The organism is Micromonospora globbae, from assembly GCF_036184225.1.
In the GTDB taxonomy this organism is placed as follows: Bacteria; Actinomycetota; Actinomycetes; order Mycobacteriales; family Micromonosporaceae; genus Micromonospora; species Micromonospora globbae.
The window spans coordinates 1,422,000-1,446,224 of record NZ_CP108084.1; the positions used below are offsets into that span (position 1 = coordinate 1,422,000).

Genomic DNA, 24,225 nt, shown 5'->3' on the forward strand with positions numbered 1-24,225 from the left:
GGCTAGTTACCAGGCGGACCGCCGTCCAGACCTTGTTGCCAGTTATTTGCAACAAGCCTCGGACGGCGGTCCGGGTGCGGGTCGGGCGGGCTCAGGCCACCGTCGCCGGCTCCCGGGACGCCTCGGTCGCCGGACGCGATGACCGGCGCCGGTCCAGGCGCAGCGCGACGAGCAGGACGCCGAGACCGGCCAGGGTGAGACCGGCGCCCGCCCAGATCGGGGAGGTGTAGCCGAGGCCCGCCGCGATGGTGAGGCCGCCGACCCACGCGCCGAGCGCGTTGCCGACGTTGAAGGCGGCGATGTTGGCGCCCGAGGCGAGGGTGGGCGCCTCGTTCGCGTACCGCATGATCCGCATCTGCAGCGGTGGCACGGTGGCGAAACCGAAGCCGCCCATCAGCACCAGGGCCGCGATCGTGAGCGGCCGGCTGCCGGCGGTCAGGGCGAACCCGGCCAGCACCACGGTGAGCGCGGCCAGGACGACGACGAGGGTCCGCGACAGCGAGACGTCGGCCGCCCGGCCGCCCAGCAGGTTGCCGGCGAACAGGCCCACGCCGAAGAGCACCAGCAGCCACGGCACGGCGCCCGAGGCGAACCCGCTCACCTCGGTGAGGGTGAACGCGATGTAGGTGAAGGCGCCGAACATGCCGCCGAAGCCGAGGACGGTGATCACCAGCGAGAGCCAGACCTGCGGGTGGGTGAAGGCGCGCAGCTCGCCGCGGAGCCCGCCGGCCGGAGCGTCGGCGCTCGCGCGGGCCGGTACGAGCGCGGCCAGGCCGATCAGCGCGACCACCCCGATGCCGGTGATCGCCCAGAACGTCGAGCGCCAGCCGAGGTGCTGGCCCAGCAGCGTGCCGAACGGCACCCCGAGCACGTTGGCGATGGTCAGCCCGGCGAACATCAGCGCGATGGCGCCCGCCCGGCGTGCGGGGGCGACCAGCCCGGCGGCGACCACCGCGCCGATGCCGAAGAAGGCGCCGTGGCAGAGCGCGGCGACGACGCGGCCGACCATCATCGTCGGGTAGTCGCCGGCGACGGCGGAGAGCAGGTTGCCGACGATGAAGAGCACCATGAGGCCGAGCAGCACCTGCTTGCGGGGCAGGCGGGTGACGGCGGCGGTCAGGGCCACCCCGCCGACGGCGACGCTCAGGGCGTAGCCGGAGATCAGCCAGCCGGCGACCGGCTCGCTGACGGCGAAGTCGGCGGCGACCTCGGGCAGCAGGCCCATGATCACGAACTCGGTGAGCCCGATGCCGAAGGCGCCGATGGCCAGCGCGAGCAGGCCACCGGGCAGGGACTGGGAACGTACGGACATGGTCCATCCCGTCGAGGAACAAGATTGCAGGCGTGTGCAACTACACGCGTGGACAACGAGATAGTTGCACGCGCTTCATACCTGCGCAAGCGTGCTAGCCTGGCGAGCGATCCGCATCACGGGAGGTGGCGGCATGGGCATCGCCGACGACGCCGTGGAGATCCGCGCGCAGGGCTGGCGTACGCTCGCCGCCCTGCACGGGCTCATCGAGACGGCTCTGGAGCGGGCGTTGCAGGCCGAGCACGACCTCTCCGTGGTCGAGTACACGGTGCTCGACGCGCTCTCCCGGCAGCACGGCTGGCACATGCGCATGCGCCAGCTCGCCCGGGCCGCGGCGCTCTCGGGCAGCGCCACCACCCGCCTCGTCACCCGGCTGGAGGAGCGGGGGCTGCTCACCCGGGTCCTCTGCGCCGACGACCGGCGCGGCATCTACACCGAGCTGACCCCGGCCGGGTGCGAGCTGCTCGCCCGCGCCCGGCCCACCCACGACCGGGTGCTCGCCGACGCGCTGGCCGAGGCCGAGGCGACCCCGGAACTCGCTCCCCTCGTCGACGCGCTGCACCGGCTGCCGACCCCCGGCTGACCGCCGCGCCGACCCCCCTGGCTGACCACCGCGCCCGCGCCACGCCGACCCCCGGGCTGACCACCGCGCCCGCGCCACGCCGACCCGCCGTTTCGCCGTCGCCGGCCCGGGGCACATGCCCGGCCAGGATCGTCGAAGAGGGGGGTTCGTGATGGCGCAGACCACCACGTCGACCGGCCGGGCGTCCGGCCACACATCGGGACGGGAGGGCTCCGGCCGCCGCTCCGGGCCGCCCTTCCGCAAGCCGCGCTGGCCCAAGGCGTACGCGTTCGCGCTCGTCACGGGCGCCCTGTTCCTCGTCTCCTGGATCGGCCAGTTCGTGTTCCAGATGGCCGTGGAGAGCAACGAGGCGAGCCAGCACGGGCAGTCCTTCGCCTGGACCGAGTTCCTGCCGCAGTTCTTCGCGTCGACCCTGGAGAACTGGCAGTCGGAGTTCCTCCAGCTCGTCTGGCAGGCGGCCGGCCTCGCCCTCTTCTACTACTGGGGCTCCTCCCAGTCCCGGGAGTCCGACGAGCGGATCGAGGCGAAGCTCGACGCGCTGCTGCGCGAGCGGGGGATGGACCCGGAGAACCCGGACGGGGCACCGCAACCGGCCGCCTGACCGGTCCGCCGGCGAAAACGGCCGTCCGCCCCCCGGCACGGGCGTCCCGGCGCGGGCGTACGGTACCGGGTCAGCGAGCACGGACCCGGCCGTGACGGCGGGTGGACAGGAGGCAGCCGATGCAGGACCGGACCCCTCGACCCGAGGACCTGGAGCCGATCGAGCGGGCCAGCGTGGACGAGCTGCGCGCGCTGCAGCTCGAGCGGCTGCGCTGGTCGCTGCGGCACGCGTACGACAACGTGCGGCACTACCGGCGGGCGTTCGAGGCCGCCGGCGTGCATCCCGACGACTGCCGGGACCTCGGCGACCTGGCCCGGTTCCCGTTCACCGGCAAGGCGGAGCTGCGGGAGAACTACCCGTTCGGCATGTTCGCGGTGCCCCGCGAGCGGATCGCCCGGGTGCACGCCTCCTCCGGCACCACCGGCCGGCCCACCGTCGTCGGCTACACCCGCGACGACCTGACCACGTGGGCCCGGCTGATGGCGCGGTCGATCCGCGCCTCCGGCGGCCGGCCGGGCGACCGGGTGCACGTCGCGTACGGCTACGGCCTGTTCACCGGCGGCCTCGGCGCGCACTACGGCGCCGAGGAGCTGGGCTGCACGGTCATCCCCGTCTCGGGCGGCATGACCGAGCGGCAGGTGATGCTGATCCGCGACTTCGAACCCGAGATCATCATGGTCACCCCCAGCTACATGCTCGCCATCATCGACGAGATGCAGCGGCAGGGCGTCGACCCGCGGACGACCTCGTTGCAGATCGGCATCTTCGGCGCCGAGCCGTGGACCGAGGACATGCGCCGGGAGATGGAGCAGCGGCTCGACATGCACGCCCTGGACATCTACGGGCTCTCCGAGGTGATGGGCCCCGGCGTCGCCACCGAGTGCGTGGAGACCAAGGACGGTCTGCACCTGTGGGAGGACCACTTCTACCCGGAGATCATCGACCCGGTCACCGGCGAGGTGCTGCCCGACGGCGAGCGGGGTGAGCTGGTCCTCACCTCGCTCACCAAGGAGGCGATGCCGGTCGTGCGCTACCGCACCCGCGACCTGACCCGCCTGCTGCCGGGCACCGCCCGCCCGATGCGCCGCATCGAGAAGATCACCGGGCGGACCGACGACATGATGATCGTGCGCGGGGTGAACGTGTTCCCGACCCAGATCGAGGAGCTGATCTTGCGTACGCCCGAACTCTCCCCGCACTTCCAGTGCGTGCTCGACCGGCAGGGGCGGATGGACACCCTCACGGTGCGGGTCGAACGGCGGGCCGGCGTGGCCGTGGACGCCGCCGAGCGGGCCGGCGCCGCGCTGGTGGGCCTCGTGAAGAACACCATCGGGGTGAGCGTGGGGGTCGAGGTGATCGCCCCGGACGGGGTGGAGCGCTCGATGGGCAAGATGCGGCGCATCGTCGACCAGCGGCGGGCGGGCTGACGTGGGGAACGAGCGCAACGCCGCGCACGACATGTTCGACGCCGACGTGGCCTCGCGCGGGCTCGGCATCGAACTCGTCGAGGCCGCCGACGGCGCCGCCGTGGCGCGGATGCCGGTGACCGAGGCCATGCTCAACGGCCACGCCATCGCGCACGGCGGCTTCGTGTTCCTGCTGGCCGACACCGCGTTCGCGCTGGCGTGCAACAGCTGGGGGCCGGTGACCGTCGCGGCCGGGGGCGAGATCAGCTTCGTCCGGCCGGTACGCGCCGGTGACGTCCTGACCGCGCGGGCCACCGAGCGCACCCGGTACGGCCGCAGCGGCATCTACGACGTCACGGTCACCCGCGACGACGGCGCGGTGGTCGCCGAGTTCCGGGGCCGCAGCCGTACGCTCGCCGACCGGTCCCGCGCCGACGGCGCCCCGGCCGACGCGACCGCCGGCCGCTGACCCGCCGCGCGCGGGATCCCCCGTCACCGACCGTCCGCATAGGATCGCCGCATGCGCGTCCTGGTGGTCTCCGCGCCGCTGGTCGGTCACGTCTTCCCGCTGGTGCCGCTCGCGCTGGCGCTGCGCGAGGCCGGGCACGAGGTGCTGGTCGCCACCGGCGGCGAGGGGATGGCGGTGGCCGGCTCCGGCCTCCCGGTGCGCGACGTCGCGCCGGGGTTCGACTTCGGGCGGATCGCCCGTGGCGTCCTGCTCCGCCACCCGCTCGTCGCGCGGGCCGAGCTGGCCGGGACGGCCGGCACCCGGGGCGCGGGCCTGCTCTTCGGCGCGCTCAACGACCGGCTCACCGATCCGGTGGTCGCGCTGGCCACGGCGTGGCGGCCCGACCTGGTGCTGCACGAGCCGTTCGCGGTGGCCGGCGCGGTGGCCGCGGCCCGCCTCGGCGTGCCGGCCGTACGCCAGGAGAACGCCCTCTTCGACGGCCGGGAGCTGGTCCGCGCGACCACCGCCCGGCTCACCGGCGCGCTGCGCCGCCACGGTGTCGCCGCGCTGCCGCCGCCGGCCGCCGCCATCGCCGTCGCCCCGCCCAGCGTGCTCGCGCAGGACGGCTGGCCGATGCGCTACGGCGCCTACCTCGGCGGCGGCGAGCTGCCGGACTGGCTGCGCGAGCCGGGCGAGCGACCCCGCGTGCTCGTGAGCCGCAGCACGCTCACCGGGCCGGGCGGCGGCGGGCCGATGGGCGCCGTGGTGGCCGCGGCCGCCCGCGTCGACGCCGAGTTCGTGCTGGTGCGCCCCGACCGCCGGTTGGCCGGCAGGGCACTGCCGCCAAACGTCCGGACGGTCGGTTGGATCCCGCTGCCCGCCGCGCTGCCGGCCAGCGCGGCCCTGGTGCACCACGGCGGCGCCGGCAGCGTCTACCACGCCCTCGCCGCCGGGGTGCCGCAGCTGGCCACCCCCGGCCCCGGCGACCGGCGGCACAACGCGGACCTGGTGGCGCGCCGGGGAGCCGGTCTCGCGCTCGCCCCGAAGGAGATCACCGCGGAGGCGCTCACCCGGCTGGTCGACGACCCGGCGCTGCGCCGGGCGGCGCGGGAGGTCGGCGACGAGATCGCCGCGATGCCCGACCCCGCCACGCTGGTCGGCCGGCTCGAAGCGCTGCGCTGACCGCCGAGGACGCGCCGGGGCGCGACGACCCGCGACCTGGCGACCGCGACCTGGCGACCTGGGACCGACGACCGTGGACCTGGCGGCCGGGCCGCACGGGCGTCCGCGCCCGTCCCGCGGCCCGGCGTCCCCGGCGCGACGGCCGGAATGCGGCAGGATGTCCGGATGGGACACGTCGTGCTCTTCCACTCCGTGTACGGGTTGCGTCCGGCGACCCTGGCCGCCGCCGACCGGCTCCGCGCCGCCGGCCACGAGGTCACCGTCCCCGACCTCTACGGCGTGCCCGCCGCCGGGACCGTCGAGGAGGGCTTCGCCCTGCTGGGGAAGGTCGGCGAGGACGCGGTGCTCGACCGGGCCCGGGCCGCCGTGGCGTCGCTGCCGCCGGAGACGGTGCTGGGCGGCTTCTCCATGGGCGCCGGGGTGGCCGGCGCCGTGCTCGCCGACCGCCCGGACGCGGCGGGGCTGCTGCTCCTGCACGGCACCGGTGGCGACCCGGCGACCGTCCGGCCCGGGCTGCCGGTGCAGCTGCACCTCGCCGAGCCGGACCCGTACGAGCCGCCGGAGGAGGTCGACGAGTGGCGGCGGGCGATGACCGGGGCGGGGGCCGCGCTGGAGGTGCACCGCTACCCGGGCGCCGGACACCTGTTCACCGACCCGGACGTGGCCGACCACGACCCGGTCGCGTCCGTGGCGACCTGGGCCCGCGTCCTCGCCTTCCTCGCCGGCCGTTGACGCCGGCGCCCCGACCGGCGACTCCGCTGTCGTCGGGTGCCGGTCAGGCGGCGGCCGCCGCCGGTTCCACTGCCGGTCCGGTGTCCGACGGGTCGAGCGCAACGGTGGGCCGTACGGGCGGCTGCGCGGCGCCGGTCGGCGCCCGCACGGCGTCCCCGGCCGGCGCGTCCCGGGCCGTGCCGCTCGACGCCGGGTCGCGTCCCGTGCCCCGCGCCGGCGGGTGAGTGCCGCGCCCGGCTGCGATCGGGCCGGGCGGCTCCGGGGCCGGTCCGGCGCCGTGCCAGCGGCCCGGCGCGGACCGGTCGATCCCGGGCGTCCCGCTGCCGGCCGCCGGGTAGCGGCCGTTGAACGGCATCGCGTCGAGGGACCGGACCCGCGGTGGCGGCGCCGCCTGGCGTACGGCGGGTGCCCCGGGCGGCGCGTCCCTCGGTCCGGGAACCACGGCCGCCGGCGCGGGGACGGCCGCGACCGGGTGGACGGGCGGCACGTGCCGGCGGGCGGGCCGGGCGGGCGCCGCCGCCGGGCCGCCGACCGGGTCGAGGCGGCGGAGGCGGTGGGACAGCACCACGTCGACGGCCCGCTGACCGAACGTGGCCCGGAACCGGCGGGGCAGCCGGTCGGCGGCGACCCGGCGCAGCGCGGGCGACGCCAGCGCGTGCCCACCCGCGGGATGGGGGACCAGGAGACCGGCGGCGACCAGGGCGGCCAGCGCCGGCGGCAACCGCTCGGCCGGCCAGTCGAGCACCCGCGCCACCTCGTCCGCGGTGAACCCGGGAGGCAGGACGGCGGCGGCCATCAGCACCGCCCGGTGTGGACCGTCGAGCCGGTCCAGCTCGGCCCCGACCGCGCGGCGCAGGGCCTCCGGCAGCGGTGGCAGCGTCCGGTCGTCGCCGTCGGCGAGCGCCCCCACGTATGCGGCGGCGTGGCCGGGGTGGCCCCCGACCAGCGGGAGCAGGCGGGTGACCAGGCGCAGCGGCTGCTCGGCGCGGATCAGCAGGTGGCGCAGCAGCCGGCCGGTCTGCACGGGGGTGAGCGGGCGCAGCGGCACCCGGTGGTGCCGCTGTGCGGCCACGGGCAGCACGTCGGCCCGGTCGGGCCGGTGCAGCGTCACCACGGCCAGCGGCAGCCCCCGCGCGGCCGCCGCGACGAACAGCGAGTGCAGGAACCGGTCGACCGCGGGCGCGGCCCGGTCCAGGTCGTCGACCGCCACCACCACGGGACCGCGGGCCGCCACCCGCAGCAGCAGCTCCTGGCACCAGGCGGCGCCCGCCGTGGCCTGGCCGTCGGGCACGTCGAGCAGCCGTTCCAGCGCCGGCAGGGCGGTCGCCAGCCGGGCCGGCGGGAGCAGCCCGGCCAGGGTGCCGGCCCACCCGGCGCCCGGCGCGCCGGAGCCGGCGAGCGCGCGCAGCAGCTGCGCGACCGGGGCCAGCGGCTCGTCCGGGTACGGCGGGCAGGACGCCACGCACCAGCGGACCGGCGTCCCGTCGACGGCGTCGAGCGACCGGACCAGGTCGTGCAGCAGCCGGCTGCGGCCGCTCCCGGCAGGGCCCACCACCGACACCCACCGCGGGCTGCGGTCGCGCACGGCGCGCAGGATCCGGTCCCGGGCGCCGGCCAGCTCGCGCCGGCGCCCCACGAGCGGGGCGTCGTGGCGTACGGCCGCCGGCCCGGCCGGCCCGACCGCGTGCCAGACGCCCACGGGGGGCACCCGGCCCGCCACCGTGACCGGGGTGAGCCGCCGGTAGGTCACCGTCCCCGCGGTGGCCCGGTGGGTGGCCGCGCAGCAGACGACCGCGCCCGGCGGGGCGTACTCCTGGAGGCGTGCCGCGGTCGTGATGACCGCGCCGCTCGCGGCGCCGTGCCCGCCGTCGCGCGCCGCGCCCAGGTCGACCACGGCCTCGCCGGTGGCCACGCCGACCCGGACCCGCAGGGTGGCCCCTCCCGGCAGCGGCCGCCGGTCCAGCTCCCGCTGGATCTCCAGCCCCGCCCGGACCGCGCGGTACGCGTCGAACCCGTCGGACTCGCGGGCGCCGAAGAGTGCCATCACCGCGTCGCCGATGTACTTCTCCACCACGCCGTGCCAGCGGCGCAGCACTCCCGCCACGGTGTCGAAGTACGCCCGCTGCACGGCGCGTACGTCCTCCGGGTCCAGCCGGTCCACCAGCGCCGTCGACCCGACGATGTCGGCGAACAGCACGGTGACCGTGCGCCTCTCCTCGGGCACGGGCCAGCGTGGCGACGGGACCCGCGGCGCGGCAGCGACGAACGTGGACATGGCCTCGCACCTGCCCTTCCCCCCGGTTGGCGGCTGATGACCCTCGGAGACTCGCACTCCCGCGCCGACCGGGGATCCGTAGGACGACGTATGTCGGCCGCGCGCAACCTTCGGTCGCAATGTCGACGCGAGGAGTACCACATGGGGGAAACGGACGTAGAACGGTGCGGGGGCCTGTGACTAGGCTGCGTGCCATGGCCAGCGATGTGGACACGGCACCGCTCGTCGGCCGGGCCGACCTGCTGAAGTCGGTCCGGTCGGCCCTGCTCGACGACGTCGCGCAGGGGCACACCGCCGCGGTCTTCCTCACCGGCGAGAGCGGGGTGGGCAAGACCCGGCTGCTGCGCGAGGTGGGCACGCACCTGCGCGACGCCGGCGCCGTGGTCCTCACCGGCACCTGCCTGGACATCGGCGACGCCTCCCCGTTGCATCCCCTGCTGCAGGCGCTGCGCCGCTTCGACGCGGAACTGTCCACCTCGCACACCCGCACGTCGTCGGCCGTGCGCGCGCTGCTGCGCATGTTCGCCGAGGAGACCGCCGGGCCGGACGGCGCGGGCGCGCTGCTGGAGCGGGTCTCCCGCGGCCTGCACCTCATCGCCGAGGGCCGTCCGCTGGTGCTGGTCCTCGACGACCTCCAGTGGGTCGACCGCAGCACCCGGCAGCTGCTGCTGTACCTGCTCGCGGGCCTCGGCGACCTCCAGCTCTCGGTGCTGGCCGCCGTCCGGGCGGAGTCGTTGCAGGGCGCGCACCCGCTGCGCCGGGTGCTCACCGAGCTGCGCCGGCTGCGGTCCGTACGCGTGCTCGACCTGGCCCCGCTGGACCGGGCGGCCACCGAGCAGCTCGCCGCCGAGGTGGTCGGCCGGCCGCTGACGCCGGAGGCGGCCGAGCAGATCTGGCAGCGCAGCGGCGGCAACCCGTTCGTCATCGAGGAGCTGGCCCGCGACCTGCGCGACGGCCGCGACGGCCTCTCCGACACGCTGCGGGAGATCTTCCTGGCCCGGGTGGACGCCCTGCCCCAGCCCGCGCACGCCGTGGTCCACGCCGTCGCCGCCGGCGTCGAGCCGGTGGAGCACTGGCTGCTGGCCCGGGTGGTGGGGCTGCCGGAGACCGAGCTCATCGAGGCCGTCCGGGCGGGCGTCGCGCACCGGCTCCTGGTCGGGGCGGACGACGGCTACCGGCTGCGCCACCGCCTCGTGGCCGAGGTGCTGGAGAACGAGCTGCTGCCGGCCGAGCGCGCGGCGCTGCACCGCCGCTACGCCGAGGCGTTGACCTCGGCGGAGGCCGAGCTGCACCAGGCCCGGCTGGCCCACCACTGGCGACTGGCCGGCGAGCCGGTCCGGGCGCTGCCGGCCGCGGTGGCCGCCGCGCAGGAGGCCGAGCGGCTGCACGGCTACGCCGAGGCGCACCGGCACTGGTCGGCGGCGCTGCAGCTGGCCGACAGCCCGGCCGTCGGCGCGCGCGCCGTGGACCGGGCCGACCTGCTCGGTCGCGCCGCCGAGGCGGCCCACCACTGTGGCGAGCACGCCCGGGCGCTCACCCTGCTGGAGGAACTGGCCCGCGCGGGTGGCATGTCGGCGTGCGCCCTGCACATCCGCCGGGCGCGCTACCTCGCGGCCGCCGGCCGGTCCGCGCTCGCGGAGACGGAGTACCGGCGCGCCCTGGAGGCCGACGACTGCACCCCGCGGGAGCGGGCGACCGCCGCCGCGCACCTGGCCGAGCTGCTGCTGCACCTCGGCCGGTACGCCGACGCGGGTCGCCGCGCCCGGGAGGCGCTGGAGCTGGCCGCCGCGGTGGACGGCTCCACCTCGGAGGTGGTGCTCGCGAGCGCCGCGCTGGGCTTCAGCGAGGCGTACCTGGAGGATCCGGACGCCGGCCTGGCGGTGGTGCGCCGCGCGCTGGACATCGCCGAGCGGGCCGGCCGGCCGGAGGACGTGGCCTGCGCGTACCTGCACCTGGCCGAGCTGCTGACGGGCCCGCTGAACATCCTCGAAGAGGGCGTCGTGGTGGCCCGCCGGGGCGCCGAGCGGGTCGCCGAGCTGGGGCTCGGCCGCACGTACGAGACGCGGCTGCTGGCCATCGCGACCAACGGGCTGTTCCGGGTGGGCCAGTGGGCGGAGGCGGAGAAGGTCGTGGCGGCCGCGCTGCGGCACCGCCCGTCCGGCGCCGACGCCGTCGAACTGCTGCTGGCCCGCTGCCGGCTCTCCGTCGGCTACGGCGACATCGAGGCGGCCGACCGCGACCTCGACGCGGTGGCCACCGTGCTCGCCGGTGGCGGCGCCCGCCACGTCATCCCGCTGCTGACGCTGCGCGCCGGCCTCGCGATGTGGCAGGGGCGGCACGACCTGGCGCGGCAGGCCGTGCAGCGCGGCCTGACCGAGAGCCGCTCCGACGACGTGGGGATCCTCGCCGCGCTGGTCTGGCACGGTCTGCGCGCCGAGGCGGAGGCGCACGCCAGCCGCACCGTCGCGGTCGACGAGACGGCGGTGCGGCGGCTGCGGGACGTGGCCGAACGGGTGGCCCGCAAGAGCGAGAAGGCCGCCCGCCCGGTACGCGACGTCGTCGACGGGTTCCTGGCGCTCTGCGACGCCGAGGTGGGCCGGCTCGACGGCAACGACCCGGACCTGTGGGCCCGGTCGGTGGCCGAGTGGGACCGGCGCAACCACCCCTACCCCGCGGCGTACTCGCGGCTGCGGCAGGCCGAGGCGCTGCTGGCCCGGCGCAGCCGGGTGGCGACCGCCGGCAAGCTGCTGCGCGAGGCGTACCGGACGGCGCAGGGGCTCGGGGCCGTGCCATTGACCTCGGAGATCCGGACGCTGGCCACCCGGGCGCGCGTGTCGCTGGAGGAGCGGGAGCCCGCGCGTGGGCGGGACGCCGCGGCGGAGGTCGCCGGCGCCGACGAGCTGGCGGCGCTCACGGCGCGGGAACGCGAGGTGCTCGCCGCCGTGGCCGAGGGGCTGACCAACCGGGAGATCGGCCAGCGGCTGTTCATCAGCGAGCGGACCATCGGGGTGCACGTGTCGCACATCTTCGACAAGCTCCAGGTGCGCACCCGCGTCCAGGCCAGCGCCATCTACCTGCGGAACCGGCGCGGCTGACCCGCCCGGCGTACGCGACGTATACGTCGTTCTACTGATCCGGCGGACAGCGGCGGCTGCAAGGCTGTGCCCTGTCGCCGCCGGCACGTCGTGCCGGGGACCACTGTGGAGGAGAGATGACCGAACCGGTCTGGGGCCCCGTGCACCGGGACATCGTCGACCTGCTCGCCGATCACCCCGCTGACGTGCCGGCCGTGGTCGACCACCTCACGAAGCTGCAGGACCTGCTGGTCCGGCTCCCTCCGCTGCTGGACAGCTGCCCGCTGGCCGACTTCAACAAGCTCTACCTGACCATCACCACCACGGTCCTCGACGGCCTGTACGACGACCGCTTCGTCGACCCCGTCTTCCTGTCCCGGCTGGACGTCGAGTTCGCGGCCCGCTACTTCGACGCCCTCCGCCTGTGGACCGACTCCAGCCCCGGCACCCCGAAGGCGTGGTCCTGCCTCTTCGAGCGGATGCGCGGCCCGGACGCGCGGCCGCTGCCGTCGGCGGCCGCCGGGGTGAACGCGCACATCAACTTCGACCTGCCGTTCGCCCTGGTCACCACGTTCGACCACCTCGAATCCGAACCGGTCGACGGCAGCGACCAGCACCGCGACTACCTCGAGATCAACAACATCTTCGCCGAGAAGATCCCGGGGCTTCGCCGGGGCTACCTGGAGCGCTGGCAGCTGCTCATCGACATGCTCAACGGCGAGATCGACGACTGGTACCAGGGGGAGCTGGTCGAGTACACGCGCGACGTCGCCTGGCGTAACGCGCAGAAGATCTGGCGGTGCCGGCACGATCCGACCGCCCACGAGCGCGAGCGCAGCCGGCTGGACTCCACGGCGGCGGCGCTCGGCCGGCTGCTGCTGTCGCCCCTCGGGGCGTTCCTGCAGTAGCCGGGACGGGGGGTCCCCGCGTTCCGTCCGGGGGGCGGAACGCGGGGACGTGTCACCGACGCGGGGGAAGCGCCGCCGGTTCGGGGGGAACCGGCGGCGCGGCGCGTCCGGGGGTACGGCACGGCGCGGCGCGTCCGGGGGTACGGCACGGCGGCGGCTGACCGGGCAGGGTACGGCGGCGGGGTGGTGGCCGGGGGCACGCCGCCTCGCCGCGCACGTGCCCCCGGGGGAGCGGGCAGTGCTCCCCGGACGGGGGCGGCGCCCCTGCCGTTGCCGGTTCCTCGGCACCGGAGGGAGGCCCGCGCCGCCGGCGGGTGTCGGGCGGCCCGCACCGGGTACGCGCGGGCCATGACGCTCCCCACCCGGCGGCCACCGGTCGCCCGACCCCGGCCCGCCCGACCCGCCCCGGCGCGGCCGGGCGGCGCGGCCCCGCGCCCGACCCGCTCCGGCGGCACCCGGTGAGCCGGCGGCGCTCCCCGTCCCGCGCCGCGCCCGCGGGACGTCCACGGCGGTAGAACCGCCGGTTCCGTCCGGTGGCGGTCGCGGCAGCACCTACGGTCGGGGCAGGAGTTCTGGACGCGGGACGGGGACATGGCTGACGAGCACGGGGCGAAGCCGCGACGGGCGCAGGGGCGCCGCCGGTCGAACGGGCCCGGGCCGGCGCTGCGGGCGGCCCGTGACCCGACCCGCCCGGAGCCCTCCGGTCGCCGGGTCGTCGTCCCCGAGCGGGTGGCGAGCCCGGTACGTCCCGCGCCACCGCCCGGCCGGCTGAACCGGTGGCTCTTCCGGCACCGGGTGCAGCCGGTCGGCCCGGAGGCGGCCGAGGGGCAGACCCGCGCGCACCCGTGGTGGCAGGTCATGTGCCTCACCGGCGTGGACTACTTCTCCACGCTGTCCTACCTGCCGGGGATCGCCGCCGTGGCGGCCGGCGCGCTCTCGCCGCTGGCGACGTTGCTGATCGTCGCGCTGACCCTGTTCGGGATGCTGCCCATGTACCGGCGGGTGGCACGGGAGAGCCCGCACGGGCAGGGGTCGGTGGCGATGCTCGAGCGGCTGCTGCCGTTCTGGCGGGGCAAGATCTTCGTGCTCGTGCTGCTCGGTTTCGTGGCCACCTCCTGGATCATCACGATCACGCTCTCGGCGGCCGACGCGACGGTGCACCTGCTGGAGAACCCGTACCTGCCCGAGGGCTTCCACGGGCAAGGCGTCGCCGTGGCGGTCACGGTGGCGCTGCTGCTCGTCCTCGGCGGGGTGTTCCTGCTCGGGTTCCGCGAGGCGGTGGCGGTGGCCATCCCGCTGGTGACCGTGTTCCTGGCGCTGAACGCGATCGTGGTGGCGGTGGCGATGACCCGGATCCTGGACGACCCGGGCGCGCTCGCGGACTGGGGCGACCGGTTGGGCGGGGTGGGCGGGCCGGGTGACGTCGTGCTGACCGCGGCGCTCGCCTTCCCGCTGCTCGTGCTGGGGCTCTCCGGGTTCGAGACCGGCGTGAGCATGATGCCGCTGGTCGCCGGCAAGGGGCCGGACCGGGAGGCCCGGCTGGCCGCCCGGATCCGCAACACGCGGCGGCTGCTCACCGCCGCCGCCGTGATCATGTCGGTGTACCTGCTGCTGACCACGTTCGTGACCACCGTGCTGATCCCGCCGGAGGAGTTCGGTCCGGGCGGCGCGGCCAACGGCCGGGCGCTGGCCTTCCTGGCGCACGCCGACCTGGGCGAGGGCTTCGGCACCGTCTACGACGTCAGCAGCGTGCTGATCCTGTGGTTCGCGGGCGCCTCGGCGATGGCCGGGCTCATCAACATCGTGCCGCGCTACCTGCCCTCGTACGGCATGGCTCCCGAGTGGGGGCGGGCCGTGCGCCCGGTCGTGCTGGTCTACACCCTGGTGAGCGTCGCGATCACGCTCGCGTTCCGGGCCGACGTCAACGCGCAGGCAGGCGCGTACGCCACCGGGATCCTCGCCATGATGGTCTCCGGTGCGGTCGCGGTCACCATCTCGGCACTGCGGCACCGGCGGCGCGTCGCCACCGCCGGCTTCAGCGTGCTCACCCTCGTGCTGCTGTACGCACTGGGCGACAACGTCCTCAACCACCCGGACGGCATCACCATCTCGGGCCTGTTCATCCTGGGGATCATCGTGGTCTCGCTCGTCTCCCGGGTCACCCGTACCACCGAGCTGCGGGCGGAGCGGATCGAGTTCGACGAGCCGGCCCGGCGGTTCATCGCCGAGTCGCTGGCGCACGACGGCCGGCTGCACCTCATCGCCAACAAGCGCAAGGGCGGTGCCGCGAAGGAGTACACGCTCAAGGAGCGCGCCCAGCGGGCCATGAACCCGGTGCCCGGCGCGGCGGACGTGCTGTTCCTCGAGATCGACGTGATCGACCCCTCCGAGTTCAGCCAGGTGCTGCGGGTGCACGGGGTCGAGGTGGGCGGGTTCCGGGTGCTGCGGGCCAGCAGCCCGGCGGCGCCGAACGCCATCGCGGCGATCCTGCTGGCGTTGCGCGACGTGACCGGCGTACGGCCGCACGCCCACTTCGAGTGGTCGGAGGGGAGTCCCATCGCCCACCTGCTGCGCTACCTGATCCTGGGCCGGGGCGACACGCCGCCCGTCGTCCGGGAGATCATCCGCCGCAGCGAACCCGACCCGGCCCGCCGGCCCGGCATCCACGTGGGCGGCTGACCCCGCCGGTCCCGCCCGTCACGCCGGTCCCACCGGCCGTTCCTCGCGCCTCTCCCGAGAAGGTGAATGGCAAGGTTGTTCACGTTCACGGCCTGATTGTCCGTATTGCGCCCGTATCGTGACGTCTGGTGGCCGGCGATCCGTCGTCCACCCCGCGTCCGGTTCGGACGCGGCCGTGCAGGCAGCCAGGAGAGGCAGGAGACGATGTCGACGTACCAACAGGGCCGGCGGGTAGGACGACCCAGACGGCGGTCCCGGTGGTTCTTAGCCGGCGGGTTGCTGGCGGGCAGCCTCGTGGTGGGCGCGGCGGGCGCGGCCGGCGCCGCCGTGGGGGCGACGTCCCTGCTCGACCCGTTCCCGACGGCCGGTGTGCAGCGGGGGGACGACGCGGACGGGGACCGGCGCGGGGGCGCCGACGCGCGTGAGCCGGCCGGCGACGGCGCCGGCCGCCCGGACGGGCGCGACGGTGACGGCCGGGACGCCGCCGGCGCGCCGCGCGGGCACGGGGACGGCCCCGGAACCGGCCGCCACCCGGTGGTGGAGGTGCCGTGCGACGCGGGCCGGCTCGTGGCGGCGCTCGTGAAGGCCAACGCCGAGGGCGGCGGTTCCCTGCGGCTGGCGTCGAAGTGCACCTACACGCTGACCCAGGCGTTCGTGCAGCCCGACGACTACGACGGCGGGATCCGGGACGCGCGGGAGGCGGCCGACGCGGCCGAGACACCGGGCGACGCCGAGGCGCCCCCGCGCAACCCGGCCGACGACAAGGCCGGCCTGCCGGTGATCTACCAACCCATCACCATCGACGGCGCCGGGGCGACCATCGAACGCGACGTGCACGCCGAGGACTTCCGCTTCTTCACCGTCCGCGACGGCGGGGAACTGTTCCTGCGCGACGTCGAACTCCGCAACGGCCGCTCGAAGATCGAGGGCGGCGCCGTGCACATCGTGCACGGGGCGACCGCCGTCGTCGAACGCGTCACCGTCGTCGGCAGCACGTCGCTGTCCGCCGAGGGTGGCGGTGGCGGGATCTTCAACGACGGGAACCTCGTGGCCACCGACAGCAGGTTCATCGGCAACAGCGCGGCCGGCACCGCGGGCAAGGGCGGGGGCCTGCTCAACGGTGGCGTGCTGACGCTGCGGGGGTCGCAGTTCCACCACAACAGCGCCAACGGCTACGGCGGTGGGCTCGGCAACTACCGGGGCGCGGCGGACGTGGAGAACACGACCTTCGTGCAGAACAGCGCCGCACAGGGCGGCGGCATCGCGAGCTTCTCGGCCCGGACCAAGGTGCTGGACAGCGCGGTGCTCGGCAACACCGCCCAGGTCGGCGGCGGCATCGCGAACTCCGACGCCGTCATCGTGCTGCGCGGGATGACGATCCGCGACAACACCTCCACCCTGAAGGGCGGCGGAATCTCGACCGTCCAGGGGCTGCTCCCGCTGGACGACAGCGTGGTCGCCGGCAACACCACCCACGGCCTCGGCGGCGGCATCTACGCCGAGAAGTCCAACCTGCTGGTCCGCGGCAGCGACGTGGCCCGCAACGGGGCGGTCGGCGCCAAGTCGACGGGCGGCGGCATCCACGCCACGGCCGGTCAGGTCTCGATCTACACGAGCAAGGTGGTGGGCAACAACGCGTCGGCCCGGCCGGGTGGCATCTTCGCCCAGCAGGCGCGGGTACGCGTCGACGACGAGAGCGTCGTCGCCGGCAACGAGCCCACCAACTGCGTGGGCAGCCGGGTGCCGGTGCCCCACTGCTTCCGCTGACCGACCGCGTGTCAGGGCGCGCCCGGCCGTGCGTGACGATCGATCGTCGCGGGCGGACCGGGTGCGCCCGGCCGTGTCGTCGGGGATGTGGTCACCGGACCTCGACCGCCCGGCGGCTCAGCCGAGCGCGCGCAGCGGGCCGGCGAGGTCGCTGGCGAAGAAGTCGATGAAGCCGTCCGGATCGGGGCCCGCGTTCTGGAGCACGATGTGGTCGAAGCCGGCCTCGACGTACCCGCGGACCTTCGCCACGTGCGGTTCCGCGTCCGGGCCGACGGAGAGGAACTGCCGGATGTGCTTCTCCTCGACGTGCGCGCTGGCCGCGTCGAAGTTCACCGGGTTGGGCAGCTCGCTCATCACCTTCCACCCGGTGACGAGCCAGCGGCTGGTCGTCAGCGCGGCCTCCACGGCCTGGCGCTCGTCGCTGGCCCAGGCGAGCGGCACCTCGGCGTACCGGGGGCCCTGCCCGCCGGCGGACCGGTACCGCTGCACGATCGAGGGGTCGGCCTCGGTGGCGAAGAGCCCGTCGCCGAGCTCCGCCGCCATGGTGGCCGACTCGGGCCCGCTGGCGGCCACCGCGATCACCGGCAACGTCTCCGGCAGGTCGAAGACCCGGGCGTCCTCGAGTTGGAGGTGGCGGCCCTCGTACGACTGGTAGCCGCCCCGCCAGAGCAGCCGGATGATCTCCAGCGCCTCGCGCAGCCGCTCGTGCCGGCCCCGGACGCTCGGGAAGCCCTGCCCCACGACGTGCTCGTTGAGCCGCTCGCCCGCGCCGACGCCCAGCGTGAACCGCCCGTCGGAGATCAACGCCATGGTCGCGGCGGCCTGGGCGATGATCGCCGGGTGGTAACGGACGCTGGGGCAGGTGACCCCGGTGGCCAGCCCGAGCGTGCTGGTCTGCGCCGCGATCGAGCCCAGCATGCTCCAGGTGAAACCGGAGTGCCCCTGCGTGTCCAGCCAGGGGTGGTAGTGGTCGCTCATCTCCACGAAGTCGAATCCGGCCTGCTCGGCCCGGACGGCCTGACGGATGATCTCCTTCGGCCCGTAGCCTTCCGTGGACAGCTTGTACCCGATCTGCATCGCCGGTGCTCCCCGTCCGTCCGCTGGAGCAGCAGCCGTTCCCCTGGGGCGCTCCCGCAAACGCCGTACCCCCGCAGACCCAGCCTCCTAGGACGCCGTACGCGGTGTGACCCGCGCGATGGTCGTGGGTCCGCGATCACGGCGGCCGGGCGGCCGCTGGTACTGGACCTGGCCGATTCGGCCGCGGACCGCTCGGTCCGTGCCCGCAACGCCGGCCGTGCTCGCGGCGGCGCCGGTCGTGGGCCGGTCGTCTGACCGTGGCGGCGCGGAGAGCCCGGCGGCGCGCCGGGCCGGGGTTCACGGTCACCGACGGCACGGGCGGCGGTGCGAACCCGGCACCCGGACGGCGAACGGCCCGCGCCGGAGTGGGCGCGGGCCGAGGAGTGCGGCGCCGACGTCGGCGCGGGGCCGGGAGTGTCCTACTGGGACGGCTGGGGGAGCTCGCAGTCGATCTTCGGGTTGGCGCCGATGTAGTTCAGCGGGCCGGCCACGATGGTGACCAGGATGGTCCCGGCCTCCGCGCAGTTGGTGTCGTCGTCGCCGTAGTAGCCGCGCTGACCCGCGGCGATGGCACCGATGACCAGCCAGATGACGACGAGGACTCCGAGTATCGACGTGCCGCGCATGGCGTGCCTCCTGACGGGGGTGTGGTGGGTCGAGGTGCAGGGCGTTGTACCCAGTCGCGTGCGACGGCTAACGGTGGGGCCGATCGGCGGCGTTGGGCGGGACGTCCGGCTGGCGGGGGACCGCCGGTGGGGGAGCCGGCATCGGCCGCGGGCACCGTGGCGGTCGCGCCGACTATCGGATCGAGGACCGATCTCGGCGGGGCGGGCCCACCGGGACGTAGAACTGGCGTCACGGCACCGCCGAGGAGGAGTCATGGACGTCCGCACCCCGACCCGGTACGTCGACGATCCCGCCGACGTGGCCTTCGCCGCCCGCGCCCTGGCCGACGGCGCCGTCGTCGCGGTGGCCTTCGGGAACTTCTACGCCCTCGTCACGCGGCCGGACGCGGCGACGGTGCGCCGCGTCAACCTGGCGAAGGGACGGCCGGCCGACCAGGTGGGCAGCATCACCGCCACGGCCCACCGGATACCGGCCATGTTCGACTGGTCGCGGATCCCGCCCCGGCTGCCCGAGGGGCGGGTCCGGCAGTTGATGGACGGACTCTTCGGCGCCGGCCCGTTCGGGTTCTGCGGCCCCGCCGTCGACCGGCTGCCCGACCACCTCGTGCGCGTCGACGGCGGCGTGCGGACGACCCAGGTGATCGCGCCCGGAACGCTCTGCCCGTCGAACTCCTTCTTCGCGCGGGCCTGCGCCGAGGCGGGGGTGGAGCACCTCTTCATCACGTCCGCGAACCGCTCGCACCATCTCACGGGAGCGGACGAGGAGCCGGCCCACTGGCGGGCCGAGGGCATCCTGGCCGACTTCGCCCACGTGCCCGACCTCGTCGTCCTCGCGCACCGCGACGAGGCGGCGGCCCGCGCGGCGTACCCGGCCCACCTGCCGACCTCGGTCACGCTGCTCTCCTTCCACCGGCCCGAGGGGGAGTGGGAGGAGCCGCCGGTGCTGCCCGTGGAGCGGCACGGTTCGCTGCACGTCGACGACGTGCGCCGCGCCGCCGCGCCCCTCGGGCTCCAGGTGCGCCTGAGCGCCCGCGCCGCGCGCCGGCTGCGGGTCCGGGCGTACGACGGGGCCCTGGTCTGACCGTCCACACCGGACCTGCCCGGCGGTACCCGGAGCCCGGGTACCGCCGGGTGGCGGTCGACCCGACCGGACGGTGGCCCGGGTCGGGGGGTGTCAGGCCGGGCGGGCCCCGTCGGACAGCACGGCCGCCGCCTCGTCGGGGGCGCCGGCCAGCACCTTCGCCTGCTGCGGCCAGGTGGCCAGTCCGGGTGCCGCGCGCAGACCGGCGTTGCGGATGAGCGTCCGCAGCGCCGCCTCGTCGAGTTCGGCCAGCTCCCGGAAGGTGCGGATGCCGGCGGCCTGCAGCGCCGCGGCCATCTTCGGCCCGATGCCCTGGATGCGGCGGAAGTCGTCCACCTCGACGGTGGCGGCGGCCATCGGGCGGACGGGCGGGGTGGCCACCCCGGAACGGCGGCGCGGCGTGGCCGCCGGAGCCGCATCCGCGCCGGCCGGCTCACCGTCGGGGACCGAGGCACCGCCAGCCCCGTCGGCGGGCGCCCCGGTCGCGGCCGGGCCACCGGCCGTGGCGACCTCGGGGCGGCCGGAGGCCGCGGTCGTCTCGGCCGGGTCGGCGGGAATCGCCGTCTCCGGCCGGTCGGCCTCCGCGGTGGTCTCCACCCGGTCCGCGGCGACCGTCGGCGCGGTGTCGCTCCGCGCGGCGTCCGGCGTGGTCGCGGGCTCGGCGTCCGCCGGCTCGGTGACCGTCGTGGCCGGGGCCTCGGCCGGGGACGCCGCGGCGGACGTGTCGGCGGCCCCGGTGCGCTCCGCCGGCGGGACCGCGCGCGGCTCGGGGACCGGGTCGCCGGTCAGCGCCATGTCGGCCGGGTCGACCGTCGCCGGGGAGTCGTCCACGGCCGTTCCGCCGGTCCGCACGGCGGACGGCTCGTCGGTGACGGCCGTCGTCGTGCCCGACGGCTCGTCGGTGACCGCGCTGGGCGCGGTGGTCGGCTCGTCCGCGACCGCGCTCGGCGTCGGGTCGACCGTCGCGGCGGGCCGGTCCGGGTCGACGGTGGCGTCCGGCGCCGGGGCGGTACGCACCGCGACCGGCTCGGCGTCCACGGTGGGCGTACCGGCGTCGTGTGCGTCCCGCCGGCCGCGCACCGCCCACCCGGCGGCGAACCCGAGCAGCAGAACCAGTATCACTGTCAGCGAGTGCCCGAAGGACCACGCCACGGCAGACCTCCCTCTCACCTCGTCGATGTGTCGTGCGAGAAAAAACCCGCCGCAGCTTCGCATACGCGCGGCCGGTGCGACAGGGAGGCACGGGTACCCAACCGGGGTGCGGGACGGGCGGGCACGGGTGGTGCCCGAGGTGCGACGGAGCGTGCCGTTCCGGGTGCCGGACGGCCCACCGGGCGGGTACGGACGGTCGCCGGTCGGGCAGCCGGCGCGGCCCGGTCGGGCACGGGGACGACCCCGACGCCACCGGGCGTCGGGGTCGCGTGGACCGGGCCTCAGTCCTCCTCGCCCCGGTAGGTGTAGAAGTCGTCGACGAACCGGCGGCGCAGTGCCGGCACCCGGCTCGTGACGCCGAAGTAGCCGCGGGCGCCGAGCAGGGCGAGCCGGCCGACGACGGGCTTGTACAGCCGGTCGTCCCCGTTGGTGCCGCTGCGGTTCAGCGAGTCGGCGACCCGGGCGAAGCCGTACGGCAGCATGGCCGCCTCGTAGTCGGCGACGGCCTGCACGAGCGTCTTCTCGCCGGCGGCGGCGAGCCGCACCTGCCGGCACAGCAGCGCGGCGTCGCGCAGCGCGGTGTTCGCGCCGACCCCGCGGCCGGGGGTCATCGTGTGGATGGCGTCGCCGAGCAGCGTCACCGTGGTGCTCTTCCACGGTGGCACCGGCTCGGAGGTGGTGACGCGGATCGGCAGCGCGCTGGCCGGGTCGGCGCGGGTCAGCAGCTCCCGCAGGTGCGGGTGCCAGGAGCGGGTGAGGTCCAGCGCGACCGCCACCAGGTCGTCGCCGCGCCGCTGCATGACGTCGTCGGGGAACCGGCGCGCCGTGCTCCAGACGACGAGGTTGATGTTGTCCCGGGTGGGGTCGTGGGCGCGCCCGGGCCAGCGGGACAGCACGGCGGCGTCGGCGGGGGTGACGTCGGGTTTGAGCCGGCCGTCGGCGTCCCACTTGAAGTCCATGACGTGCAGCACGCCCATGATCCCTCCGGTGCCGAAGATCAGCGAGATGCCGCGTTGGAGCTGTTCCGGCAGGAGCGAGCGGGTGTGCGGGGTCAGCGGGATGCGGGTGGCGATGTTGACCGTGCCGGCGTCGCGGGTGACCGCGTGCGGCAGGTACTGCCGGCGGACCGCCGAGTGGGTGCCGTCCGCGGCGACGAGCAGGTCGCCGGTGTCGCTCGTGCCGTCGGCGAAGTACGCGGTGACCGTGCCGTCGTCGCGCTGCTCGTAGCGGGTGAACGTCTTGTCGAAGTGGACGGCGTCCTCCATGCCGGTGAGCAGGACCTGGCGCAGGGTCATCCGGGCCACCGACCGTTCGGTGTCGACGGGATGGGTGTCCGGACGCAGCTCGAACGACGCCGTGCGGCGCATGCGTTGGGTGATGACGTTGAACCAGCGGGGCGAGCGGGCGCACGTGGCCAGGTAGATGTCGAACAGCTCCGGCGGCAGGCACTCCCGCAGCGCGCGGCTGCCGGTGGGGCCGATGCCGACGCGGTAGCCGAGCAGCCCTTCGCCGCGGGTGCGGTACCGCTCGTAGACGGCGACGTCGATCCCGGCCCGGCGCAGCCCGTGCGCGAGGCACAGGCCGCCGGTGCCGGCGCCGATGACGAGCACGCGCGGCGCGGTGGCGGACACGGCGGCCCCTCAGCCGGCCGGGCGGGGGACGGGCGCGCCGGCCGCGTCCCAGCGGTAGAAGCAGCCGGCGATGGCGTCGCGGGGGGAGCGCCAGGTCGGCAGGTACGGCGAGGTGTGCGCGGAGAGCCGCTCGTTGACCTTCCGGTAGAGCGGGTGGTTGCGCGCCTCGGCGAGGGCCTCCGGGTCGACGTCGGCGGTCTCCATCAGGTGTACGAAGACGTCGTGCAGGCAGTAGAGGGACCGGTGGGTGACGCCGGTCAGTCCGGGCAGCTCGGTCGCGTCGGACTCGGCGAAGATCTGGGCCACCCGGCCCTCCGCGCCGGGGGCGATCCTGCTGACGATCAGTAGACGGCTCATGGGACCCCTTCCGCCGGTGGCCCCCGCCGGGAGCCACGGGACTGCTGTGCCGCCCACCGTGCCCGCCGGCCTGTCACCTGCCCGTCACGCGTTGCGGCGCTGCGGTGACGGCGGGCGGGCCGGTCCCGTCGCCGCACGGGCGGGCGGCCCCGTACGGTGGCGGGCCGCGGGGGCGCCGTCGCGGCTGGCGCGGCGGATCGGGGCGAGCGTGTCGTCGAGCAGCGCGCACATGGCCGGCGACGGTTCCAGCCGCAGTTCGCGCCGGAGCAGGTCGCGGTAGACGTAGAAGGCGTGCACCGCCTCGAACGCGTTCCCCTCGGCGAGGTGGATGCGCACCACGAGGCGGTGCGGGGTCTCGCGGAGCGGCTCTGCCGCCATGGCCTCCAGCGCGGCCTCGAGCGCCTCGCCGTGCCGGCCCGCGGCGAGGTGCTGCCCGGCCACCTGTTCCAGCATGTGGAGGCGGAGCTGGCGCAGGCGCTCGCGTTCCAGCAGGACCCAGTCGTCGTACCAGCCGGGGAGCAGGTCGTGCCGGCCCGCCGCGAGCGCCCGGGCCGTGCAGCGGGGGTCGTCGCCGTCGCGTACACGGGTGGCCGTGCCGACCAGCTCGTCGACGTCGAGGCGGACGGACGGGTCCAGCCGCACGGTGTCGCCGCTGGCGGTGAGGGGGCAGCAGGGATCCTGGCGTAGCCGCCACAGGGCGGTGCGCAGCGACGACAGCGCCCGCTCCTCCGGCGCGTCGGGCCACAGCAGGCCGGCCAGCTGGCAGCGGGTGGCGCCGGGGCGCAGCCCGATGAGCGCGATCACCCGCTGGAGGCCGCGGGGCACCACCACCGGCCGGTCGCCGTGCAGGAGCCGGAAGCCACCGAGCAGGTGCAGCGACACCGCGCCGGGGCGTCCCCCGGTCGGCACGGACGGATCAGCGGCCACGGCGGCACCCCCTGCGGAACGCGTGTCCCGACTGTCTGCTGTGTCCCCGGCGCGGCTGCCCGCGACACCGCTGCCGTCGGGTCGCGGTGGGCGCGGCGTCGCGCCGGGCGGCCGGGCTGACCGGGACGAAGATTATCAATAAGTGTCACTCTGGGTCAATGGTGGTGCCGGTGCCGGCGGTCCCTGTCCGGAGACCATGAGATGTGCTCTGAACTGCGAATAGTTGCCGCCGGGACGATCGGCGGGAAGCAACGGCGCATAGCCGGTGCACAGCTTACGTCAACGCAGCGTCACCATGGATCGTCCCCGATGCGCCCCCGGCGGTGACGCCGCCGTGACGAGCGCCGCCGCATCGTGGCCGCAGTCGTCCGGCTCGTCCGGCGCCGGGGGGCGCGGCCGGCGGGCGC

19 protein-coding genes are annotated in these 24,225 nt (G+C 75.8%); 11 read left to right on the forward strand and 8 right to left on the reverse strand.

Annotation, left to right across the window (positions count from 1 at the left end):
- Positions 1-91: 91 nt before the first annotated feature.
- Positions 92-1,312 carry an MFS transporter gene (locus tag OG994_RS06280; RefSeq protein WP_240032775.1) on the reverse strand — a complete coding sequence of 407 codons (1,221 nt, stop codon included), beginning with the start codon at positions 1,310-1,312 and terminating at the stop codon, positions 92-94.
- A gap of 133 nt (positions 1,313-1,445) precedes the next feature.
- On the opposite strand from OG994_RS06280, the gene OG994_RS06285 reads away from it, so the two are divergent.
- The 6 genes from OG994_RS06285 to OG994_RS06310 all read left to right on the forward strand — a co-directional run bounded on the left by OG994_RS06285 (position 1,446) and on the right by OG994_RS06310 (position 6,264).
- The gene (locus tag OG994_RS06285; protein WP_328852510.1) at positions 1,446-1,895 is read left to right on the forward strand and encodes a MarR family winged helix-turn-helix transcriptional regulator; all 450 of its coding nucleotides are present in this window, start codon (positions 1,446-1,448) and stop codon (positions 1,893-1,895) included.
- A 151-nt stretch (positions 1,896-2,046) separates the two neighbouring features.
- Positions 2,047-2,496, forward strand: a complete 450-nt coding sequence (locus tag OG994_RS06290; RefSeq protein ID WP_120326754.1) for a DUF6766 family protein — start codon at positions 2,047-2,049, stop codon at positions 2,494-2,496.
- A gap of 119 nt (positions 2,497-2,615) precedes the next feature.
- Positions 2,616-3,923 carry a phenylacetate--CoA ligase PaaK gene (gene paaK, locus OG994_RS06295; RefSeq protein ID WP_328852511.1) on the forward strand — a complete coding sequence of 436 codons (1,308 nt, stop codon included), beginning with the start codon at positions 2,616-2,618 and terminating at the stop codon, positions 3,921-3,923.
- Between the two features lie 31 nt (positions 3,924-3,954).
- The gene (paaI, locus tag OG994_RS06300) at positions 3,955-4,371 is read left to right on the forward strand and encodes a hydroxyphenylacetyl-CoA thioesterase PaaI (RefSeq protein WP_328853676.1); all 417 of its coding nucleotides are present in this window, start codon (positions 3,955-3,957) and stop codon (positions 4,369-4,371) included.
- 51 nt (positions 4,372-4,422) lie between these two features.
- Positions 4,423-5,532: a nucleotide disphospho-sugar-binding domain-containing protein gene (locus OG994_RS06305; RefSeq protein WP_328852512.1), complete on the forward strand. Its 1,110-nt coding sequence runs from the start codon at positions 4,423-4,425 to the stop codon at positions 5,530-5,532.
- Positions 5,533-5,679: 147 nt separating this feature from the next.
- The gene (locus OG994_RS06310; RefSeq protein WP_120326757.1) at positions 5,680-6,264 is read left to right on the forward strand and encodes a dienelactone hydrolase family protein; all 585 of its coding nucleotides are present in this window, start codon (positions 5,680-5,682) and stop codon (positions 6,262-6,264) included.
- Between the two features lie 43 nt (positions 6,265-6,307).
- Here OG994_RS06310 and OG994_RS06315 read toward each other — a convergent pair whose 3' ends face one another.
- On the reverse strand, positions 6,308-8,539 hold the full coding sequence (locus tag OG994_RS06315) for an AAA family ATPase (RefSeq protein ID WP_328852513.1): 2,232 nt from the start codon (positions 8,537-8,539) through the stop codon (positions 6,308-6,310).
- A 194-nt stretch (positions 8,540-8,733) separates the two neighbouring features.
- On the opposite strand from OG994_RS06315, the gene OG994_RS06320 reads away from it, so the two are divergent.
- The 4 genes from OG994_RS06320 to OG994_RS06335 all read left to right on the forward strand — a co-directional run bounded on the left by OG994_RS06320 (position 8,734) and on the right by OG994_RS06335 (position 16,967).
- A complete protein-coding gene (locus OG994_RS06320) occupies positions 8,734-11,634 on the forward strand; it encodes a helix-turn-helix transcriptional regulator (RefSeq protein WP_328852514.1) in 2,901 nt (966 codons plus the stop codon).
- Positions 11,635-11,750: 116 nt separating this feature from the next.
- Complete coding sequence (locus tag OG994_RS06325; RefSeq protein ID WP_120326759.1) at positions 11,751-12,521, forward strand: DUF5995 family protein; 771 nt, start codon at positions 11,751-11,753, stop codon at positions 12,519-12,521.
- A 591-nt stretch (positions 12,522-13,112) separates the two neighbouring features.
- Positions 13,113-15,200, forward strand: a complete 2,088-nt coding sequence (locus tag OG994_RS06330) for an APC family permease (protein ID WP_328852515.1) — start codon at positions 13,113-13,115, stop codon at positions 15,198-15,200.
- A 204-nt stretch (positions 15,201-15,404) separates the two neighbouring features.
- Positions 15,405-16,967, forward strand: a complete 1,563-nt coding sequence (locus OG994_RS06335; RefSeq protein WP_328852516.1) for a hypothetical protein — start codon at positions 15,405-15,407, stop codon at positions 16,965-16,967.
- Positions 16,968-17,084: 117 nt separating this feature from the next.
- On the opposite strand, the gene OG994_RS06340 is transcribed toward OG994_RS06335, so the two are convergent.
- Both OG994_RS06340 and OG994_RS06345 read right to left on the reverse strand, forming a co-directional pair.
- Positions 17,085-18,044 carry a TIGR03557 family F420-dependent LLM class oxidoreductase gene (locus OG994_RS06340; protein ID WP_120326761.1) on the reverse strand — a complete coding sequence of 320 codons (960 nt, stop codon included), beginning with the start codon at positions 18,042-18,044 and terminating at the stop codon, positions 17,085-17,087.
- 419 nt (positions 18,045-18,463) lie between these two features.
- Positions 18,464-18,670, reverse strand: a complete 207-nt coding sequence (locus OG994_RS06345; protein WP_120326762.1) for a hypothetical protein — start codon at positions 18,668-18,670, stop codon at positions 18,464-18,466.
- 253 nt (positions 18,671-18,923) lie between these two features.
- On the opposite strand from OG994_RS06345, the gene OG994_RS06350 reads away from it, so the two are divergent.
- Positions 18,924-19,751, forward strand: coding sequence for a hypothetical protein (locus OG994_RS06350; protein WP_328852517.1), 828 nt, complete (start codon positions 18,924-18,926; stop codon positions 19,749-19,751).
- A gap of 93 nt (positions 19,752-19,844) precedes the next feature.
- Here the strand turns inward: OG994_RS06350 and OG994_RS06355 are convergent, their stop codons facing one another.
- The 4 genes from OG994_RS06355 to OG994_RS06370 form a co-directional block, all read right to left on the reverse strand.
- The gene (locus OG994_RS06355; protein ID WP_328852518.1) at positions 19,845-20,903 is read right to left on the reverse strand and encodes a helix-hairpin-helix domain-containing protein; all 1,059 of its coding nucleotides are present in this window, start codon (positions 20,901-20,903) and stop codon (positions 19,845-19,847) included.
- 281 nt (positions 20,904-21,184) lie between these two features.
- A complete protein-coding gene (locus OG994_RS06360; protein WP_328852519.1) occupies positions 21,185-22,534 on the reverse strand; it encodes an FAD-dependent oxidoreductase in 1,350 nt (449 codons plus the stop codon).
- 9 nt (positions 22,535-22,543) lie between these two features.
- Positions 22,544-22,891, reverse strand: a complete 348-nt coding sequence (locus OG994_RS06365; RefSeq protein WP_120326765.1) for a TcmI family type II polyketide cyclase — start codon at positions 22,889-22,891, stop codon at positions 22,544-22,546.
- Positions 22,892-22,975: 84 nt separating this feature from the next.
- Positions 22,976-23,818: an AfsR/SARP family transcriptional regulator gene (locus OG994_RS06370; RefSeq protein WP_328852520.1), complete on the reverse strand. Its 843-nt coding sequence runs from the start codon at positions 23,816-23,818 to the stop codon at positions 22,976-22,978.
- Between the last annotated feature and the right edge of the window lie 407 nt (positions 23,819-24,225).

What these genes read in the sequence shown, in the direction of transcription:
- paaK (WP_328852511.1), top strand. Translation starts at nt 2,616, where the DNA reads ATGCAGGACCGGACCCCTCGACCCGAGGACCTGGAGCCGATCGAGCGG.
- OG994_RS06350 (WP_328852517.1), top strand. Translation starts at nt 18,924, where the DNA reads ATGGACGTCCGCACCCCGACCCGGTACGTCGACGATCCCGCCGACGTG.
- OG994_RS06310 (WP_120326757.1), top strand. Translation starts at nt 5,680, where the DNA reads ATGCGGCAGGATGTCCGGATGGGACACGTCGTGCTCTTCCACTCCGTG.
- OG994_RS06280 (WP_240032775.1), bottom strand. Translation starts at nt 1,312, where the DNA reads ATGTCCGTACGTTCCCAGTCCCTGCCCGGTGGCCTGCTCGCGCTGGCC.
- OG994_RS06285 (WP_328852510.1), top strand. Translation starts at nt 1,446, where the DNA reads ATGGGCATCGCCGACGACGCCGTGGAGATCCGCGCGCAGGGCTGGCGT.
- OG994_RS06365 (WP_120326765.1), bottom strand. Translation starts at nt 22,891, where the DNA reads ATGAGCCGTCTACTGATCGTCAGCAGGATCGCCCCCGGCGCGGAGGGC.
- OG994_RS06290 (WP_120326754.1), top strand. Translation starts at nt 2,047, where the DNA reads ATGGCGCAGACCACCACGTCGACCGGCCGGGCGTCCGGCCACACATCG.
- OG994_RS06340 (WP_120326761.1), bottom strand. Translation starts at nt 18,044, where the DNA reads ATGCAGATCGGGTACAAGCTGTCCACGGAAGGCTACGGGCCGAAGGAG.
- OG994_RS06315 (WP_328852513.1), bottom strand. Translation starts at nt 8,539, where the DNA reads ATGTCCACGTTCGTCGCTGCCGCGCCGCGGGTCCCGTCGCCACGCTGG.
- OG994_RS06335 (WP_328852516.1), top strand. Translation starts at nt 15,405, where the DNA reads ATGTCGACGTACCAACAGGGCCGGCGGGTAGGACGACCCAGACGGCGG.
- OG994_RS06320 (WP_328852514.1), top strand. Translation starts at nt 8,734, where the DNA reads ATGGCCAGCGATGTGGACACGGCACCGCTCGTCGGCCGGGCCGACCTG.
- OG994_RS06305 (WP_328852512.1), top strand. Translation starts at nt 4,423, where the DNA reads ATGCGCGTCCTGGTGGTCTCCGCGCCGCTGGTCGGTCACGTCTTCCCG.
- paaI (WP_328853676.1), top strand. Translation starts at nt 3,955, where the DNA reads ATGTTCGACGCCGACGTGGCCTCGCGCGGGCTCGGCATCGAACTCGTC.
- OG994_RS06325 (WP_120326759.1), top strand. Translation starts at nt 11,751, where the DNA reads ATGACCGAACCGGTCTGGGGCCCCGTGCACCGGGACATCGTCGACCTG.
- OG994_RS06345 (WP_120326762.1), bottom strand. Translation starts at nt 18,670, where the DNA reads ATGCGCGGCACGTCGATACTCGGAGTCCTCGTCGTCATCTGGCTGGTC.
- OG994_RS06330 (WP_328852515.1), top strand. Translation starts at nt 13,113, where the DNA reads ATGGCTGACGAGCACGGGGCGAAGCCGCGACGGGCGCAGGGGCGCCGC.